This window comes from Arenibacter sp. 6A1, from assembly GCF_012272855.1.
Lineage (GTDB): Bacteria > Bacteroidota > Bacteroidia > Flavobacteriales > Flavobacteriaceae > Arenibacter.
Map to the genome: position 1 here is coordinate 1 of NZ_JAAXCQ010000027.1, position 18,388 is coordinate 18,388.

At 37.4% G+C, this 18,388-nt stretch carries 20 protein-coding genes; 1 reads left to right on the plus strand and 19 read right to left on the minus strand.

Going from position 1 to position 18,388, the window contains the following annotated elements:
* Window positions 1-81 precede the first annotated feature (81 nt).
* Together HCG49_RS17520 and argS are read right to left on the minus strand one after the other, a co-directional pair.
* Window positions 82-468, minus strand: coding sequence for a hypothetical protein (locus HCG49_RS17520; RefSeq protein WP_205764435.1), 387 nt, complete (start codon window positions 466-468; stop codon window positions 82-84).
* Between the two features lie 165 nt (window positions 469-633).
* The gene (gene argS / locus HCG49_RS17525; protein ID WP_168470800.1) at window positions 634-2,418 is read right to left on the minus strand and encodes an arginine--tRNA ligase; all 1,785 of its coding nucleotides are present in this window, start codon (window positions 2,416-2,418) and stop codon (window positions 634-636) included.
* 657 nt (window positions 2,419-3,075) lie between these two features.
* Between argS and HCG49_RS17530 the strand changes: the two genes are divergently transcribed.
* A complete protein-coding gene (locus HCG49_RS17530; protein WP_168470801.1) occupies window positions 3,076-4,500 on the plus strand; it encodes an SDR family oxidoreductase in 1,425 nt (474 codons plus the stop codon).
* Window positions 4,501-4,644: 144 nt separating this feature from the next.
* On the opposite strand, the gene ctlX is transcribed toward HCG49_RS17530, so the two are convergent.
* From ctlX to rpsE, 17 genes are all read right to left on the minus strand, one after another.
* The gene (ctlX, locus tag HCG49_RS17535) at window positions 4,645-5,574 is read right to left on the minus strand and encodes a citrulline utilization hydrolase CtlX (protein ID WP_168470802.1); all 930 of its coding nucleotides are present in this window, start codon (window positions 5,572-5,574) and stop codon (window positions 4,645-4,647) included.
* 137 nt (window positions 5,575-5,711) lie between these two features.
* Complete coding sequence (locus tag HCG49_RS17540) at window positions 5,712-6,626, minus strand: dimethylarginine dimethylaminohydrolase family protein (RefSeq protein WP_168470803.1); 915 nt, start codon at window positions 6,624-6,626, stop codon at window positions 5,712-5,714.
* A gap of 100 nt (window positions 6,627-6,726) precedes the next feature.
* On the minus strand, window positions 6,727-8,010 hold the full coding sequence (locus HCG49_RS17545) for a citrate synthase (RefSeq protein ID WP_168470804.1): 1,284 nt from the start codon (window positions 8,008-8,010) through the stop codon (window positions 6,727-6,729).
* A 124-nt stretch (window positions 8,011-8,134) separates the two neighbouring features.
* Window positions 8,135-9,676 (minus strand): glycogen synthase, encoded by a 1,542-nt coding sequence (locus tag HCG49_RS17550; RefSeq protein ID WP_168470805.1) that lies wholly within the window; start codon window positions 9,674-9,676, stop codon window positions 8,135-8,137.
* Between the two features lie 136 nt (window positions 9,677-9,812).
* Entirely contained in the window at window positions 9,813-11,102 is a 1,290-nt protein-coding gene (gene eno / locus HCG49_RS17555; RefSeq protein ID WP_168470806.1) for a phosphopyruvate hydratase, read from the minus strand.
* 119 nt (window positions 11,103-11,221) lie between these two features.
* Window positions 11,222-12,334, minus strand: coding sequence for a glutamine-hydrolyzing carbamoyl-phosphate synthase small subunit (gene carA, locus HCG49_RS17560; RefSeq protein WP_168470807.1), 1,113 nt, complete (start codon window positions 12,332-12,334; stop codon window positions 11,222-11,224).
* Between the two features lie 97 nt (window positions 12,335-12,431).
* Window positions 12,432-12,926 carry a 50S ribosomal protein L17 gene (gene rplQ / locus HCG49_RS17565; protein WP_168470808.1) on the minus strand — a complete coding sequence of 165 codons (495 nt, stop codon included), beginning with the start codon at window positions 12,924-12,926 and terminating at the stop codon, window positions 12,432-12,434.
* Between the two features lie 57 nt (window positions 12,927-12,983).
* Complete coding sequence (locus HCG49_RS17570; RefSeq protein ID WP_072763941.1) at window positions 12,984-13,976, minus strand: DNA-directed RNA polymerase subunit alpha; 993 nt, start codon at window positions 13,974-13,976, stop codon at window positions 12,984-12,986.
* Window positions 13,977-13,995: 19 nt separating this feature from the next.
* Window positions 13,996-14,601, minus strand: coding sequence for a 30S ribosomal protein S4 (gene rpsD, locus HCG49_RS17575; protein WP_072763940.1), 606 nt, complete (start codon window positions 14,599-14,601; stop codon window positions 13,996-13,998).
* Between the two features lie 109 nt (window positions 14,602-14,710).
* Window positions 14,711-15,103: a 30S ribosomal protein S11 gene (gene rpsK, locus HCG49_RS17580; protein WP_072763939.1), complete on the minus strand. Its 393-nt coding sequence runs from the start codon at window positions 15,101-15,103 to the stop codon at window positions 14,711-14,713.
* Between the two features lie 13 nt (window positions 15,104-15,116).
* Entirely contained in the window at window positions 15,117-15,491 is a 375-nt protein-coding gene (gene rpsM, locus HCG49_RS17585) for a 30S ribosomal protein S13 (RefSeq protein WP_072763938.1), read from the minus strand.
* Between the two features lie 2 nt (window positions 15,492-15,493).
* The gene (ykgO, locus tag HCG49_RS17590) at window positions 15,494-15,610 is read right to left on the minus strand and encodes a type B 50S ribosomal protein L36 (protein WP_013621733.1); all 117 of its coding nucleotides are present in this window, start codon (window positions 15,608-15,610) and stop codon (window positions 15,494-15,496) included.
* 9 nt (window positions 15,611-15,619) lie between these two features.
* Entirely contained in the window at window positions 15,620-15,835 is a 216-nt protein-coding gene (gene infA / locus HCG49_RS17595) for a translation initiation factor IF-1 (RefSeq protein ID WP_013751343.1), read from the minus strand.
* Window positions 15,836-15,838: 3 nt separating this feature from the next.
* Entirely contained in the window at window positions 15,839-17,182 is a 1,344-nt protein-coding gene (gene secY, locus HCG49_RS17600) for a preprotein translocase subunit SecY (RefSeq protein WP_072763937.1), read from the minus strand.
* Between the two features lie 13 nt (window positions 17,183-17,195).
* The gene (gene rplO / locus HCG49_RS17605; protein WP_072763936.1) at window positions 17,196-17,648 is read right to left on the minus strand and encodes a 50S ribosomal protein L15; all 453 of its coding nucleotides are present in this window, start codon (window positions 17,646-17,648) and stop codon (window positions 17,196-17,198) included.
* A 15-nt stretch (window positions 17,649-17,663) separates the two neighbouring features.
* A complete protein-coding gene (rpmD, locus tag HCG49_RS17610; RefSeq protein WP_072763935.1) occupies window positions 17,664-17,843 on the minus strand; it encodes a 50S ribosomal protein L30 in 180 nt (59 codons plus the stop codon).
* 13 nt (window positions 17,844-17,856) lie between these two features.
* Window positions 17,857-18,381: a 30S ribosomal protein S5 gene (rpsE, locus tag HCG49_RS17615; protein ID WP_072763934.1), complete on the minus strand. Its 525-nt coding sequence runs from the start codon at window positions 18,379-18,381 to the stop codon at window positions 17,857-17,859.
* Between the last annotated feature and the right edge of the window lie 7 nt (window positions 18,382-18,388).

Below are 18,388 nucleotides of genomic sequence, written 5' to 3' on the forward strand. Positions count from 1 at the left end.
ACTCATGCCGGTAAAAAGTAGATGGAAAATTCAAAATACCGAACCTGAAAAAAATATAGGGCAACTCAATTTAATGCTCAATTAAAAAAACGGGGGATGGCTAATTATAATTAGGCTTTCTATTTTATTCTTGGGGATTTTAATGAGGTTATGGCTCGACGCTAGCTCCTCATAAGCTTCCATATCGTACAATATCACTAAGTCCTTGTGATGGGCACTAATAGTAGCTATCAGCTCCTCATGACTTTTAGTATCCTGATGGACTAGCAGGGCTAATGGAGCTTTACGCTCTAGCACTATTGATACATTGGAAGGCGTAATTTTATTTATATCGACAAGTAAATGCGACTGCAAGCGCAACTCCCATTTTTCTTCCTCGGAAAGACCATCATATTCTTGTCCCCATGCCTTGCTCCAAACTAGAAGAAAGGGTAGGCACCAACATCCGAATATCAATAATCTTTTCAACAAATCAACAAAATTTAAGTAATAGTATTTTTATATAATCTGCTTACGAATTTAGGAAGAATAAATAAAATTCCATTACTCGAAAAATTATTAGTTTTCGAACAAAAAAAAAGAGGACATCCCTAATCATAGAAATGCCCTCTTTAAAACTGTTATTGATGTGTATTACATTCTTTCTGGCACCTGGATTCCTAGAAGGCTAAAAGCAGATTGAATAACTTCGCCCACTTTTTTCGCCAATTGCACCCTAAAGATTTTTTTAGAAGCTTCTGTTTCTCCCAAAATAGATACATTTTGATAGAAGGAATTAAACTCTTTTACCAGGTCATAGGTATAATTCGCTATAAGGGCCGGACTAAAGTTTTCTGCCGCCAATTGTATCGTTACGGGATACTGCTCTAGTTGTTTCAGCAATTCTTTTTCTTTTTCATGAAGCTGACCCAATTCTTGATTGGACACTTCTTGTGAAAAATCAAAATCTGCTTTTCTTATAATCGACTGTATCCTTGCATAGGTATATTGAATAAACGGACCTGTATTTCCTTGAAAATCTACTGATTCTTCTGGATTAAAGAGAATTCGTTTTTTAGGATCTACCTTTAGGATGTAATATTTTAGGGCCCCTAAACCGATCATTTTATACAACTCCTGTTTTTCTGCGTCCGAATAATCGTCTAGTTTCCCCAATTCTTCGGAAATTTCTGCCGCCGTACGGGTCATATCCTCCATCAAATCATCGGCATCTACCACGGTACCTTCCCTACTTTTCATTTTTCCACTAGGCAAATCGACCATTCCATAACTTAAATGGTATAGTTTCTCTGCCCATACAAACCCTAATTTTTTCAAGATCAGGAACAATACTTTAAAATGGTAATCCTGTTCGTTACCTACAGTATAAACCATCCCACCAATGTCCGGATTGTCTTTTACTCGTTGTATGGCAGTACCGATATCCTGGGTCATATATACAGCGGTACCATCGGACCTCAGTACAATTTTCTCATCTAGGCCTTCCTCAGTCAAATCAATCCACACACTACTATCTTCCTTGCGATAAAAAACTCCTTTTTCGAGTCCCTCTTCTACCACATCCTTTCCTAACAAATAGGTATCACTTTCATAATAATACTGGTCAAAATCTACTCCCAGGTTATTATAACTTACTTCAAAACCATTGTACACCCATTGGTTCATCTTTTTCCAAAGACTTACCACCTCTTCATCGCCAGCTTCCCATTTTCTGAGCATTTCTTGGGCTTCCAATAATAGTGGAGCTTCTTTTTCTGCCACTTTCTTATCTACGCCATCAGCGATCATAGCCGCAATTTCTTCCTTATAGGCCTTGTCAAAGGCTACATAATAGTTCCCTACAAGTTTATCGCCTTTTAAACCTGTGCTTTCTGGAGTTTCTCCGTTTCCAAAGCGCTGCCAGGCCAACATACTTTTGCAAATATGTATCCCCCTATCGTTAATTATTTGGGTTTTATACACTTTTTTTCCAGAGGCCTTAATAATTTCCGCCACTGAATATCCCAACAAATTATTACGAACATGTCCTAAATGCAATGGTTTATTGGTGTTGGGAGAAGAATATTCTACCATAATAGCATTATCCTCCTGTGCAGAAACGAAACCATAGTCCGAAACGTCCTTAATGCCGTTAAAGAAATTCAGGTAAAAACTATCGTTAATGGTTATGTTTAAAAACCCTTTAACTACATTGAAATCTTCAACTTCGGCCACATTATCCTTTAAGAATTGGCCAATCTGTTCTCCTATTTGTACCGGGTTTCCTTTTACAAAACGCAACATAGGAAAAATTACAGCGGTGATATCCCCTGCAAAATCCTTTCTTGTGGGTTGAAATTCAACGCTTGGTAATTCTACCTTATAAACAGAGTTAACTGCTTCTTTTACCTTTGTGGTTAGGACTTCTTGGATGTTCATTAAATCTTGATGTTTAAGGTTGCAAAACTAAGCAATTTTTATTCTTTTACCCTCAATATAAAGTCAACTCACCCAGAATGACCATAGTTTTCGTTAACTTTAGGGGAGATCTTCCTAAATGTATCACGTAATTCTTTTAATCGATGTTGTTGAACCTTTCCTATAATTCCGTTGATGTTACAGAAAAGATCAATGCGCAATTAGGCCAAACGTTTTCTATAAAAAAGCGAGCTGAGTTAGAAGGGACTATTTCCCCAATTTTAGAGATTATGAAAGCAAGTATCACTATTCATAATTTTTTGATTTTAAATCCTTCTTCCACAAACTGCACAATTACCCTAAGACCAAAAGGAATTATAATTTGTTTTAGGGCCTTTAGAGAAACCTATGCCCTACCCATCCCTTATTATAAACTTAGACTGAACAAAACCTTTTTTGGAAACTATACCTTATATAAAGATCATTATTATATAACGGTTCTATCGGACACAAAAGCTGCTCAATTATTTTTTCGTAAATTGATAGATATAAGATCCGATACCCCCCCCTACTTCCTTTGAAGAATTGTAACAAGTAAATCTTTTTAGAGCGCCTCTTTTGATTCGCCTTAAATTTGAAAAGGTCATTAATATATGGATTCGAAATTAATCTAAGATTATGAAAATATTACTTACTGGAGCCAACGGATATATTGGAATGCGATTGTTACCTCTATTATTAGACCTAGGCCATGAGGTAGTATGTGCAGTTCGGGATAAAAAAAGATTCTCTATCGACCAAGAAACTTTGGCCGCAATAGATATTATTGAAATCGACTTTCTGGCAGACTACCGGGCCAATAGCATCCCGAAGGATATTGATGCTGCCTACTATTTAATTCATTCTATGAGTTCGTCTACCAGTGATTTTGATGAGAAAGAGGCGGTTTCTGCCAAAACATTCAATCGCTATATGCAGGATACCGATATCAAACAGGTTATTTACCTCAGCGGTATCGTTAATGATAAAGACCTCTCTAAGCATTTGCGTTCCCGAAAAAATGTAGAAGACATTTTGTACCAGGGAAATTATGCCCTCACCGTTCTAAGGGCCGGAATAATAGTTGGCTCAGGAAGTTCTTCTTTTGAAATCATCAGGGACCTATGCGAAAAACTGCCTTTAATGATTACCCCTAGATGGGTACTGACCAAAACCCAACCTATTGCGATCCGAGATGTTATGAGTTTTTTAACCGGTGTGCTCGGCCATGAAGAAACCTATAACGATTCTTTTGACATAGGCGGACCAGAAGTACTTACCTACAAAGCAATGTTGCAACAATATGCTAGAATAAGAGGATTTAGTATAGGGATATATACTGTCCCCGTTATGACTCCTAAGCTATCGTCTTATTGGTTATACTTTGTCACTTCTACCTCCTTTAAACTTGCCATGAATTTAGTGGACAGTATGAAAATGGAAGTGGTGGCCAAAGACAACAGACTGCAACAGTTATTAGGGGTTAAGACCCACACCTATGCAGAAGCTATTAAAATGGCGTTCAATAAAATTGAACAAAATTTGGTGGTTAGCAGTTGGAAGGATAGTATGATCAGTGGCCGTATCCATACCGACCTTAAAAAACATATACAAGTACCTAAATTTGGAGTTTTAAAAGACGAAAAAAAGATAAAAATTAACAATCCCGAAAGGGTATTGGAAAACATCTGGAAAATAGGCGGAGAAACGGGCTGGTTTTATGCCAATTGGCTTTGGAAGCTTAGAGGTTTTTTTGACAAACTCAGTGGCGGCGTAGGCTTGAGAAGAGGACGTACCCATACTGATAAAATATACACAGGAGATTCCTTGGATTTTTGGCGTGTTCTCTTGGCAGATAAGGAACACAAAAGGTTGCTTCTGTTTGCCGAAATGCGCCTTCCTGGCGAAGCTTGGCTAGAATTTAGAATAACCGATGATAACACCCTATACCAAACCGCTACTTTTAGACCAAAGGGTATTCGAGGTCGTTTGTACTGGTACAGTATGCTCCCTTTTCATTATTTTATTTTTGGGGGAATGATCCGCAATATTGCCAACACCTAAGCAACATTTAGGATCTGATTTCTAAAAACAATTGCGATTAAACCCATACTGTATTCACTTCAACTATAATCGTATGTTGTCCATTACATAAAAAAGCTCCATTTTTTAGTTAAAATGGAGCTTTCATTAGCTGTAACAGCCTTATTAATTTTTAGGCAAAAACACTTCTGCCATCATACATCGGGCACTTCCTCCCCCACAGGTCTCTATGGTTTCTAAGGAACTATGAACGATATCGCAGTGTTTCTCCAAACTTTTTATCTGGACCGGAGTTAAACTGTTGTAGGCAGCTGAACTCATCACTAAATATCGCTTAGTACCCATACCCATTACCTGTAGCATATTTCCGGCAAAATGGTGCATTTGTTGCTCCGTAATGGCTATAATTTCTTTTCCATCTTCTTTGAGTTGTGAAACCAGATGCTTTTTCTCCTTTTTATCATCGATCGTATCCAAACAGATTACGGCAAAGGTTTCTCCTAAACACATCATAACATTGGTATGATAAATAGGAAGTCGTTCATCGCCTACGGTTTGGTTAGCCGTAAAAATGATAGGTGTATATTCAAAGTCCTCACAGAACTCAATAAACAGCTCTTCATCGGCTCTGGCCGATAGTGCACAATAGGCCTTTCGATTCACCCTATCCAATAAAATACTGCCGGTTCCTTCTAAGTAGTACTCAGAATCTTCAGCAGAGGTGTAATCCATCACGCTATCGATTACAAACCCTCGCTCTTCTAGGGTTTCCAAAATATCTTCTCGTCTTTCCTTTCTCCTATTTTCAGCAAACATTGGGTAAAGTGCCACCGTACCATCTTCGTGAAAGGAAACCCAATTATTTGGAAAAACGGAATCTGGGGTATCGTTTTCAAGGGTATCATTCACGACTATAACATTTACTCCCTTTTCTCTTAAATTGGTAACTAGGGCATCAAATTCGGACTGAGCCTTTGCATTGATTTCTTGGTTCTTTAAATCCAGATCTTCCTGAAAATAATTATTTACCGCCGTCTGTTCGTTCTTGCGAAAATTCACAGGACGAACCATTAAAATTGTATTGGTTACTTGCATTTTTATTTTTTATTATATCCTTACAGGATTCCTAGAAACTCGTTTATTACATGACGATGAAATGAATTTTATCATCCCCTTAGTCTACTCCTAAGAACCGGAGTAGGTTTCCTACCTTTATTTTTTAAATTAACAGCCTAATCCCTAACCAATGGCAAGGTACTACAACGCAGAAGTCCTTCTTGTTTGGCTATTTCCGCATAAGGTATTTCCTCTACGGTTAATCCTTTCTCCCTAAGCCAATTATTTAATCGCGTAAAATTACGTTCGGAAACGACTACATCAGGAGCTATGGAAAATACATTGCTCATCATGCTGTACATTTCATCTTTGGTTATTTCAAAAACATTCTCCTTGCCAAAATAATTAAGTAACCATTCGTATTCTTCGGCCACTAGAAACCCATTTTTGTGGAGGATAGCCATATCCGTTCCTATTGGCTGAAAACAACAATCTAAATGCAAGGCATTCTCCTTTGCATTGGTATTGGATTTCCGAAGTTCGAAAGATTTTATTTTTTTATGAGGAAAGGTTTTGGCTATAAAGTCTACTGCCGCCCTATTGGTTCGTGCTGTTATTAAGTCGGTATAGTCTTCCCCGGAATAGGTGCCGATAAAAATATAGTCTTTCCAAGGCATTACATCACCCCCTTCGATATGAACCTCCTTTGGAGGATATATAATTTGACTATCTTCTATTTTTTCCAACACATACTTAATGGCCTGAAACTCTATTTCCCTATCGGGCAAGATATTAGCTTTTATCAATTTATCATCGATCACAAAGGCTATATCCCTAGAAAATATCTGATTGCAATCTTTTATGAGCTTCGGTCTAAAAACCTCTACCCCATATTTTTTTAAAACGGTAGCAAAAGCTTCCATTTCATGTACCATATCCTCTTCCATGGGATAGGTACCTGCCAAAATATGTTCCAAGGATTTTGGATCATAAGCCTCCTCCGGCTTAGGTACTGCCCCATTACTTTGCGCCGTCCCCAACACCACAGCTTTTAGGCGAGATGTTTCATCCTTAACATTTAACTTTAGCATCTGTTAGTTTTTAAACAAATATAGAAATACTTCCTTATCCCTCAAAAAAAACTGCCCCTTGTGAAATAACACAAGGGGCAGCTAATTTTATGATTCCTATCTATCGGTTTTCAAGGCAGACAAAAGGCCTTTGTTTTTCCCCAATATACACCTGTCGTGGACGCCCTATAGGCTCACTTTTAAGACGCATTTCTCTCCATTGCGCAATCCAACCCGGCAAACGTCCCAATGCAAACATTACGGTAAACATTTCTGTTGGAATACCCAACGCTCTGTATATAATCCCTGAGTAGAAATCTACATTCGGGTACAGTTTTCTGTCTACAAAATATTTATCTTCCAAAGCTTCTTTTGCCAAGCCTTTTGCGATTTCCAATATCGGATCGTCTATTCCCAAATCGGCCAACACCTCTTCAGCTGCGACCTTTATTATTTTAGCTCTTGGGTCAAAGTTCTTATAAACTCTATGTCCAAAGCCCATTAAACGGAACGGATCGTTCTTATCCTTAGCCTTGGCCATATATTTTTTAGTATCGCCACCATCGGCCTCAATAGCTTCTAGCATTTCCAAAACTGCCTGGTTGGCGCCTCCATGTAATGGCCCCCAAAGTGCAGATATCCCTGCTGACAAGGAAGCATATAAGCCTGCATGTGAAGAACCTACAATACGAACCGTAGAAGTAGAACAGTTTTGTTCGTGATCTGCATGTAAGATCAATAATTTATCCAAGGCATCGATAACAATTTTATTGCTTTCGTATTTATGGTTAGGTTTTTTGAACATCATTTTATGAATGTTCTCTACATACCCTAAAGAATCATCACCATAATCTAATGGCAAGCCTTTTTTCTTTCTTAAGGTCCAGGCTACCAATACTGGGAATTTTGCCAATATCTTAACAATAGCCCAATACATATCCTTTTCAGAAGATACGTTAACAGAGCCAGGATTAAAAGCGACCAAGGCGCTCGTTAGGGAAGAAAGGACTCCCATAGGGTGTGCCGATTTTGGAAAACCGTCCAAAATCTTTTTCATTTCCTCATCAACATGAGACTCGGCCTTTATATCGTTATGAAAACGCTCTAATTCTTCCTTGTTCGGTAAATGTCCAAAAATCAACAAATAAGCAACTTCTAAGAATTCGGCCTTTTCTGCCAACTCTTCGATAGAATAACCACGATACCTTAAGATCCCCTTCTCACCATCTAAAAATGTGATGGCACTTTCACAAGAACCTGTATTTTTATATCCCGGATCTATTGTTATCATTCCTGAGATAGCACGCATTGTTTTAATGTCTATCGCCAGTTCATCTTCCGTCCCTTTAATAACAGGAAAATCAAATCTTTTTCCGTTGTATTCTAATGTTGCTTTATCTGACATTTCTTAATTTACTGTTTATTTCGATTGTTTGTAAATTTAATAAAAACACATAAGCTTGCCAATGGAAGATTTTATAATTATTCATAATTATGAAATCTTTGGCAAACTCCATAAATTCCTATACTTAAGGATTAATAGAATATAGAAATTTATAATAATCATCTACTGATTTCTCCCATGTAAACCGCATTTTCCTTGCATTGTCCTGTATTTTTTTCCATTGCGGCTTATCGTTGGTAAAAATATCGAGCACCTGCGCCAGTACTTCGTTCATATTTTTAATTTTCTCATCATAACTATCTCCGTCGAAACAGAATCCGGTTTTTAGATGTTTCACGGTGTCCTTTAAGCCCCCAGTTTGATGTACCAAACAAGGATGCCCATTTCTCATAGCCAACATTTGACTAATCCCACATGGCTCAAATAGGCTAGGCATTATATACAGATCGGTCTCCAAATAAAGTGAATCTATAACATCCTCGGATTGGCCATTGATGAAAATAAAATTCTTATGGTTATAACTAACTTCCCTAAAAAGTTTTTCATAATCGGGGTCTCCGGTACCTAAAAGCATAAACACCCCATTCACTTTTTCCAATTGTTCTAATATAGTAATGAGGGATTCGGGCGATCTTTTAAAGAAATAAAACTTTTGCTCCGTTAACCTCGCTACACTAGAAACAACAAAGCTAGGTGGTTCTTTCAAAAACTCCACAACTTTTTCTCCGGTATGCGCTAAAAAATCTGCCTTGTATTTTTTTGATTCTTCTTGTAACCATATAAAAATGGCCTTAATTATATTCCTGTAAATATTACCCGTTTCGGCTACTCTTATATTAGCATAATTAGAACCGTTAAGCACTCCAAAGAGACGGCCTTCATTATTGGCTTTTTGCAAATCGCTTTCAAGATTCTCACCGCCTATAAATTCGGGCGGCCTACTGGGCAATAGTACATCTTCCTTGTAAGAAGGCGATACCGTATGTACGGCATCGGCAAAGCGTATCCCCACCGCCATAAGGTTAATACAATCCTGATATCTATAATCCATCAATCCCCTATGATCTATAGGAATCTCTGGAAACCAATTTTTAATAGAAGAATAATTATTCTCGAAAGGCCTAATCCCTTGTATCGCCAAATTATGGATGGTGTATACAAATCGAATCTGTTTTAAAACACTATATGCCGGGTGATAGGTTTTTATAAACAGTAATAAACTAGAATGCCAATCGTGCAAGTGAACTATATCGAGCCTACCGAAGCTTCCTTTTTTAATAGCCTCGGCCACGGCCGTACAAAATATTATATATTTTATGGCATCGGTATAGAAAGGTTCTTTGGGATCGTTGTGATAAATATGCGCTATATCACCGGCTTCTATTTCCGGATGATGAATAACGTAATGATGTACATTTTTATATTCCTTCTTTGGAATTACTTCGTAGAGTTCTGCCGTATAGGTAGTACCTCTTAATTGTATGTTTAAATGCGTTTTAAAGGTACCATTTTGATGCAGCCTAGAATAGGAAGGCACAACAATATGCACTCTATCCCCTCTTTCCGAGATCTGGCGAGGCACATCGCGAACCACATCTCCCATACCACCAGCTTTACATCTGGCGATGCCATCATTTTCAGCGGCAACAAAAAGAAAATTATTCATTGGTCTAGAATTTGGTTAGAAATCTATTGTTGGTTAAGTTAATTATTAATTCTTTATAAGAAAACTAAGGTGCGGTTTATTTAAAAAAAAGCCGTTCTTTTTTGGAACGGCTTTTAGTATTATAAAATTTATAAAATTACTTTACTTTAAAAGCATTTTCTTGTGGGTAATAAGCAACGCTTCCCAATTCTTCTTCAATTCTTAGCAATTGGTTGTATTTTGCCATTCTGTCCGATCTAGAAGCAGAACCTGTTTTAATTTGCCCTGTATTCAATGCTACCGCCAAATCGGCAATAGTATTGTCTTCAGTTTCACCAGAACGGTGAGACATTACAGAAGTATATCCTGCATTCTTCGCCATATTAACCGCAGCAATTGTCTCTGTTAAAGTTCCGATTTGGTTTACCTTAATAAGGATTGAATTGGCAATGCCATTTTTAATACCTTTAGACAAACGCTCTACATTGGTAACAAATAAATCATCTCCTACCAACTGAACTCTATCTCCGATTTTTTCAGTTAAAGATTTCCAACCGTCCCAATCGTTTTCATCCATACCATCTTCAATAGAAACAATAGGATATTTAGCACTTAAATCTGCCAAATACTGAGCTTGCTCCTCTGAAGTACGCACAGCTCCTTTATCTCCTTCAAACTTGGTATAATCGTATTTACCGTCTACATAGAATTCTGCTGCCGCACAATCCAAGGCAATCATAACATTATCTCCTAATTTGTATCCTGCTTTTTCTACGGCTAAAGCAATAGTATCCAAAGCATCTTCAGTACCATCTAAAGTTGGAGCAAATCCACCTTCATCACCTACAGCAGTACTAAGACCTCTGTCGTGCAATACTTTCTTCAGGTTATGGAAAATTTCGGTCCCCATTTGCATGGCGTGCGAAAAACTAGTTGCTTTCACTGGCATTACCATAAATTCCTGAAAAGCAATAGGAGCATCTGAATGCGAACCACCATTGATGATATTCATCATAGGAACTGGCAAGGTATTAGCACTAACACCACCTACATATCTAAACAAGGATATTCCCAACTCGTTCGCAGCTGCTTTGGCTACGGCCAAAGAAACCCCTAAAATAGCGTTGGCTCCTAATTTTGATTTATTTGGAGTACCATCCAATTCGATCATGGTTTGGTCTACCAAATTTTGTTCGAATACGTTCATTCCCAAAATTTCTTCGGCAATTACTGTATTTACGTTATTCACTGCTTGGGTAACTCCTTTGCCCATGAATGTTTTTCCACCATCACGAAGTTCTACGGCCTCATGTTCTCCAGTAGACGCCCCAGAAGGAACTGCAGCTCTACCCATAACTCCATTCTCAGTAACAACATCTACCTCTACAGTTGGATTACCTCTAGAATCTAAAATTTGTCGCGCATGAACACTTAGGATAATACTCATATATATTTCTTTTATATTTAGTTAAAATAATGTGCAAATATACGAAACCAAGCTGTTTTAGCTTCAGTAATATTGCATTTTATACTGATTTGATAACAATAATTTAAAACTACAACGTTTTAGTTTGCCGTAGATTTGATCATATCAAAGAACTCATCAAAAAGATAGTCTGCATCATGTGGTCCAGGACTAGCTTCCGGGTGATATTGTACCGAAAATACATTCTTATTTTTCATCCTCATACCTGCCACTGTATTGTCATTCAGGTGTAGATGTGTTATTTCGATATTAGGATTGGCCTCTGCTTCTTCCCTATTGATGGCAAAACCATGGTTTTGAGAAGTGATTTCACCTTTCCCTGTAACAAGGTTCATAACCGGATGATTAATCCCGCGATGCCCATTGTGCATTTTATAGGTAGAAATCCCGTTGGCAAGTGCCAACACCTGATGTCCTAAACAAATTCCGAACAAAGGTTTGTCTCCTGCAATAATTTCTTTTACCGTTGCAATGGCTTGGTGTAATGGATCTGGATCCCCAGGCCCGTTAGATATAAAGAAACCATCCGGATTCCAGGCATTCAATTCTTCATAAGTGGCATCATAAGGAAACACTTGAATATAAGCATCCCTTTTCGCCAAGTTTCTAAGAATATTCTTTTTTATCCCGATATCCAAGGCAGATATCTTGTATTTAGCATTACTGTCCCCATAGAAATATGGTTCCTTAGTACATACCTTTGAAGAAAGCTCCAAACCTTCCATGCTAGGTACTTTTGCCAATTCTTTCTTTAATCCTTCTATATTATCCACATCGGTAGATATAACGGCATTCATAGCTCCATTATCTCTAATATAGGCGACTAAGGCTCTTGTATCTACATCTGAAATAGCAAATAAATTGCTTTTTTCCATAAATTCTTGTAGACTTTCATCAGCATCGACCCTAGAATAGTTGTAGCTAAAGTTCTTACAAATTAATCCCGCTATTTTTACAGAATCAGACTCTACTTCTTCGTTATGAGCCCCATAATTCCCAATATGTGCATTGGTAGTTACCATTAATTGCCCAAAGTAAGATGGATCTGTAAATATCTCTTGGTAACCAGTCATTCCTGTATTGAAACAAGCCTCTCCAAAGGCTGTTCCCTCCTTATCCCCTACGGCCTTACCATGAAAAATAGTTCCATCGGCCAGCAATAAAATTGCTTTTTTTCTTGTTTGATACTTCATTATTGACGTTCCAATTTTTTTTGACAAAATAACATAAAAAAAGGATAAGCTATTAGGCTTATCCTTTTCGAATTATTAAAATTTAATAACAATTTTACTATTCTGAATCATCAGCTTTAGTTTCAGTGTCTACACTAGGTGCATCAGCAGCTTTTTTAGCCTTTCCTCTTCTTGTAGTTTTTTGCTTCTTAGGCTTATCAGCATTGTAGATTTCGTTGAAATCTACCAATTCGATCATAGCCATATCTGCATTATCCCCAAGACGATTTCCTAGTTTAATGATTCTTGTATAACCACCTGGTCTATCGGCAACTTTTTCGGCTACAGTGCTAAAAAGCTCTGTTACCGCATATTTATCCCTAAGATTTCTAAAAACAATACGTCTGTTATGAGTACCCTTTTCAATAGATTGGTTATTCTCTGCCTTCGATTTTGTAATTAAAGGCTCTACGAACTGCTTTAAAGCTTTTGCTTTCGCAACAGTTGTATTTATTCTCTTGTGCTCAATTAAAGAACAGGCCATATTTGCCAACATAGCTTTTCTATGCGCTGCCTTTCTTCCTAAATGATTAACTTTCTTACCGTGTCTCATTGTTCTATTCTATATACTTCCCTCAGTAGTGGTTTCTCCAACTTTTAAGAAGCGCTATTAATCTTTATCCAATTTATATTTTGACAAATCCATTCCAAAGCTTAAACCTTTGTTGATAACCAATTCTTCTAACTCCGTTAAAGATTTTTTACCAAAGTTTCTAAACTTCATTAAATCGTTCTTGTTGAAAGAAACCAAATCTCCAAGAGTATCAACCTCTGCCGCTTTCAAGCAATTCAAAGCTCTTACAGAAAGATCCATATCTACCAATTTAGTTTTCAAAAGCTGACGCATATGCAATGATTCTTCATCATAGGTTTCTGTCTGAGCAATTTCATCTGCTTCAAGCGTAATACGCTCATCAGAAAACAACATAAAATGGTGAATTAACACCTTTGCTCCTTCAGTTAAAGCTTCTTTAGGATGAATAGAACCATCTGTAACGATCTCAAATACCAATTTTTCATAATCGGTCTTTTGTTCTACACGGAAGTTCTCAATGCTGTACTTTACATTTTTGATTGGGGTAAAGATAGAATCGACGGCTATAGTCCCTATAGATGCATTAGATTTTTTATTCTCTTCTGCAGGCACATAACCTCTACCTTTATCAATAACAATCTCCATGTTAATACTAACCTTGGGATCCATGTTACAAATAACCAAATCTGGATTTAATACTTGATATCCCGAAATAAATTTTTGAAAATCACCTGCTGTCAATTGTTCCTTTCCACTAACTGTAATAGAAACTGTTTCACTATCAACATCTTCTATTTGTCTTTTGAAACGAACCTGTTTTAGGTTTAGGATGATTTCGGTAACATCTTCAACAACACCGGGAATCACAGAAAATTCATGTTCTACCTTATCAATTCTAACAGAAGTGATAGCAAAACCTTCCAAGGACGAAAGCAATACTCTTCTTAATGCGTTCCCAACGGTTAGGCCATAACCTGGTTCCAACGGACGAAATTCGAATTTACCTTCGAAGTCGGAGGAATCAATCATTATAACTTTATCGGGCTTCTGAAAATTTAATAATGCCATAACTGGATCAGTGTTGTTTTTATTTAGAGTATAACTCGACTATTAATTGTTCTTTTATATTCTCTGGAATTTGCAATCTTTCAGGAACGGCAACAAAAGTACCTTCCATTTTTTCAGAATTCCAAGTAATCCACTCATAGACACTGCTATTAGAAGCCAATGCATCAGCGATTGCTGTCAAAGATTTTGATTTTTCTCTTACACCTACAACATCACCAGCCTTAAGCGTATAAGAAGGAATATTTACTAATTCACCATTTACAGTGATATGTCTGTGAGACACTAATTGTCTTGCCCCACTTCTAGAATTAGATAATCCCATACGGTAAACCACGTTATCTAAACGAGACTCACACAGTTGAAGTAAAACCTCACCGGTTACCGCTTTACTACTATTTGCTTTTGCAAATATGTTTCTGAACTGCTTTTCCAAAATACCATAGGTATATTTTGCTTTTTGCTTTTCCATTAACTGGATTGCATATTCAGATTGTTTTCCACGACGCTTTGCGTTACCGTGTTGTCCCGGAGGATAATTTCTTTTTTCAAAAGATTTATCATCTCCGAAAATCGCTTCACCGAATTTACGGGCGATTTTAGTTTTGGGTCCTGTATATCTTGCCATTTTCTTAAAAAATTTGGAAGTGTGATCATGAATTAAGGCTTATCCTTCGATAATCGTAACTACACTTCCTTTGAAACACCCTTATATGGGTTTTTTGATTAACTAATTCTTAAACTCTTCTTCTTTTCGGAGGTCTACATCCGTTGTGTGGCATTGGGGTAATATCGATAATTTCGGTAACCTCAATTCCTGAATTATGTATAGCACGGATAGCAGATTCTCTACCGTTTCCTGGTCCTTTTACATAAACTTTCACTTTTCTTAAACCAGCCTCATGAGCAACTTTAGCACAATCCTCAGAAGCTACTTGAGCTGCATAAGGAGTGTTCTTTTTAGAACCTCTAAAGCCCATCTTACCTGCAGATGACCAAGAGATAACATCGCCCTTCTTATTGGTTAAAGAAATAATAATATTATTAAAAGAAGCAGTTACATGGGCTTCACCCACTGACTCAACTATAACCTTACGCTTCTTTACTGCTTTTGCATTTGCCTTTGCCATAATATCTTACTTATTATTTAGTTGCCTTCTTCTTGTTAGCAACTGTTTTCCTTTTACCTTTTCTTGTTCTAGAGTTGTTCTTAGTTCTTTGACCTCTTAAAGGTAAACCAGATCTATGACGAATTCCTCTATAACATCCAATATCCATTAATCGCTTAATGTTCAATTGGTTCTCAGAACGCAATTCTCCTTCAATGGTCAAACCAGAAACTGCCTCACGAATACGGGCTATTTCATCATCATTCCAGTCAGAAACCTTGGTATCCTCACTCACTTGGGCTGTAGCTAATAATTCTTTTGCCCTGCTATTTCCTATTCCGAAGATATAGGTTAGGGCTATAACCCCTCTTTTCTGTTTTGGTATATCTACACCTGCAATTCTTGCCATAATTACCCTTGTCTTTGTTTAAATCTAGGATTCTTTTTATTAATTACGTACAATCTGCCTTTTCTACGCACAATCTTGCACTCGGCACTTCTTTTCTTAATTGATGCTCTAACTTTCATCCTATTTGCTTAATATCTATATGTAATTCTTGCTTTACTTAAATCGTACGGACTCATTTCCAATTTCACCTTGTCTCCTGGAAGCAATTTAATATAGTGCATTCTCATCTTTCCAGATATATGCGCCGTTACCACGTGGCCATTTTCCAACTCCACTCGGAACATTGCATTTGACAATGCTTCAATTATGCTCCCATCCTGCTCTATCGCTGCCTGTTTAGCCATAATCTATGCTACCTTTCTGTTTTTACCAGTTTTCATTAATCCATCATAATGTCTATTCAACAAATAAGAATTTACTTGCTGAACGGTATCAATAGCTACACCTACCAAAATCAGTAGGGAAGTACCACCGTAGAACAATGCCCATCCGGCTTGTACATCCATAAGCTTAACAATCACTGCAGGCAATACTGCAAGAATGGCCAAGAATACAGAACCAGGCAAAGTAATTAAAGACATTATCTTATCTAAGAAATCTCCTGTTTCCTTCCCAGGTCTAATCCCTGGAATAAAACCACCACTTCTCTTTAAATCATCGGCCATCTTATTCGTCGGCACTGTAATCGCCGTATAAAAATAAGTAAAGACAATAATCAAAAATGCAAATAACAAGTTATAGGCCAGTCCAAATATATCTTGAAACTGAACTTCCATCCATTGCCCAACTGCCGTATTATTGAACGTTTTCCCTAGTAACCCGGGAGCGAACATAATGGCTTGTGCAAAGATAATAGGCATAACCCCAGATGCATTTAATTTTAAAGGAATATATTGTCTGGACCCCATGATATTTTTCTCATAGCCTCCAGAAGCCGTCCTTCTTGCGTACTGCACTGGTATCTGACGTGTTGCCATCACCAACAATACACACATTAAAATAACCGCGAACCAGATAATAACCTCGATAAGCATAAACATAAGCCCACCGCTATTATTAGCCGTTCTCGATATAAATTCTTGAACAAAATTTTGAGGCATATTCGCGATAATCCCCACCATAATCAATAAGGAAATACCATTACCAATACCCTTGTCCGTAATTTTTTCTCCCAACCACATTGCAAATATAGTACCTGCAACTAATATAATAACGGATGGAACGATAAAATCTAGACCTTTACCAAATACAAAGGCACTTTCAGGAACACCTAAAGCACCTAAACTATATAAATAAGCGGGTGCTTGAACGATACAAATCCCTATTGTCAACCATCTTGTGATTTGGTTGATGGTTTTCCTTCCACTTTCGCCTTCCTTCTGCAATTTCTGCAGATAAGGTATAGCAATTCCCATTAATTGAACTACAATGGAAGCAGAAATATAGGGCATAATACCCAATGCAAAAACGGAAGCATTTGACAATGCCCCGCCTGTAAATGCATTTAAGATACCCAAGATACCGCTATCCGTATTGGAAGCCAAAGCTCCTAACTGAGTAGAATCGATACCTGGGAGTGCTATTTGTGCACCGAAACGGTACACTAAAAGCAACCCAAGGGTAACGATGATCCTACCCTTAAGTTCTTCTATTTTCCAAATATTTGAAAATGTCTCGAAAAATTTCTTCATAGTATTCTTTTGCTTATAAACTTATAGCCTCACCACCTGCAGCTTCAATAGCAGCTTTTGCAGTAGCTGTAAATTTATGTACAGAAACTTTTAATGTAGCTTTCAATTCACCACTTCCAAGAATCTTTACCAAATCGTTTTTACCTACCAATCTGTTTTCAACAAGAGTCTCCAAAGTCACTACATCCTTGATAGCACCTTTGTCTACCAATTCCTGTAATTTGTTCAAGTTAACTCCTGCGTATTCTTTTCTGTTAATATTGGTAAAACCAAACTTAGGTACACGTCTCTGCAATGGCATTTGACCACCTTCGAAACCTAATTTCTTAGAATACCCAGATCTTGATTTAGCTCCTTTATGACCTCTAGCAGCGGTACCACCCTTACCGGATCCTTGACCTCTACCGATTATCTTTCCAGCTCTCTGAATAGAGCCTTCTGCCGGTTTTAAATTACTTAAATTCATAACACTACTTTTATATTAAGCTTCTTCTGTAGAAACTAAGTGTTTAACTTTATTTACCATACCAAGAATATTTGGTGTAGACTCATGTTCTACGACCTGACCTATCCTGTGTAAACCAAGAGCTTCAAGAGTTCTCTTTTGTCTTAGAGTTCTTTTAATACCACTCTTAACCTGTTTAACTTTTATCTTTCCCATTTTATTCCTGGTTTTATCCTTTAAAAACTTTTTCTAAAGAAATACCTCTCTGATTTGAAATCGTCTTGGCATCTCTAAGTTGTAAAAGAGCATCAAATGTAGCCTTCACTACGTTGTGCGGGTTGGAAGAACCTTGAGATTTAGATAATACATCACTAACACCTACTGCTTCCAATACTGATCTAACTGCACCACCTGCAATTACTCCGGTACCGTGCGATGCAGGCTGGATATAAACTCTAGCTCCACCGAATTTCCCTTTTTGTTCGTGCGGCAAAGTTCCTTTGTTAAGCGGAATTCTAATAAGATTCTTTTTAGCATCTTCGATCGCCTTGGCAATTGCAGTAGCAACTTCCTTAGACTTACCTAAACCTTGACCTACTACGCCGTTCTCATCACCTACAACCACGATTGCAGAAAATCCGAACGCTCTACCACCTTTTGTTACTTTGGTAACGCGTTGTACCCCTACCAATCTATCTTTTAATTCTAAACCTCCCGGCTTAACAGTCTCTACGTTTTTGTATTTCTGATACATAATTTTC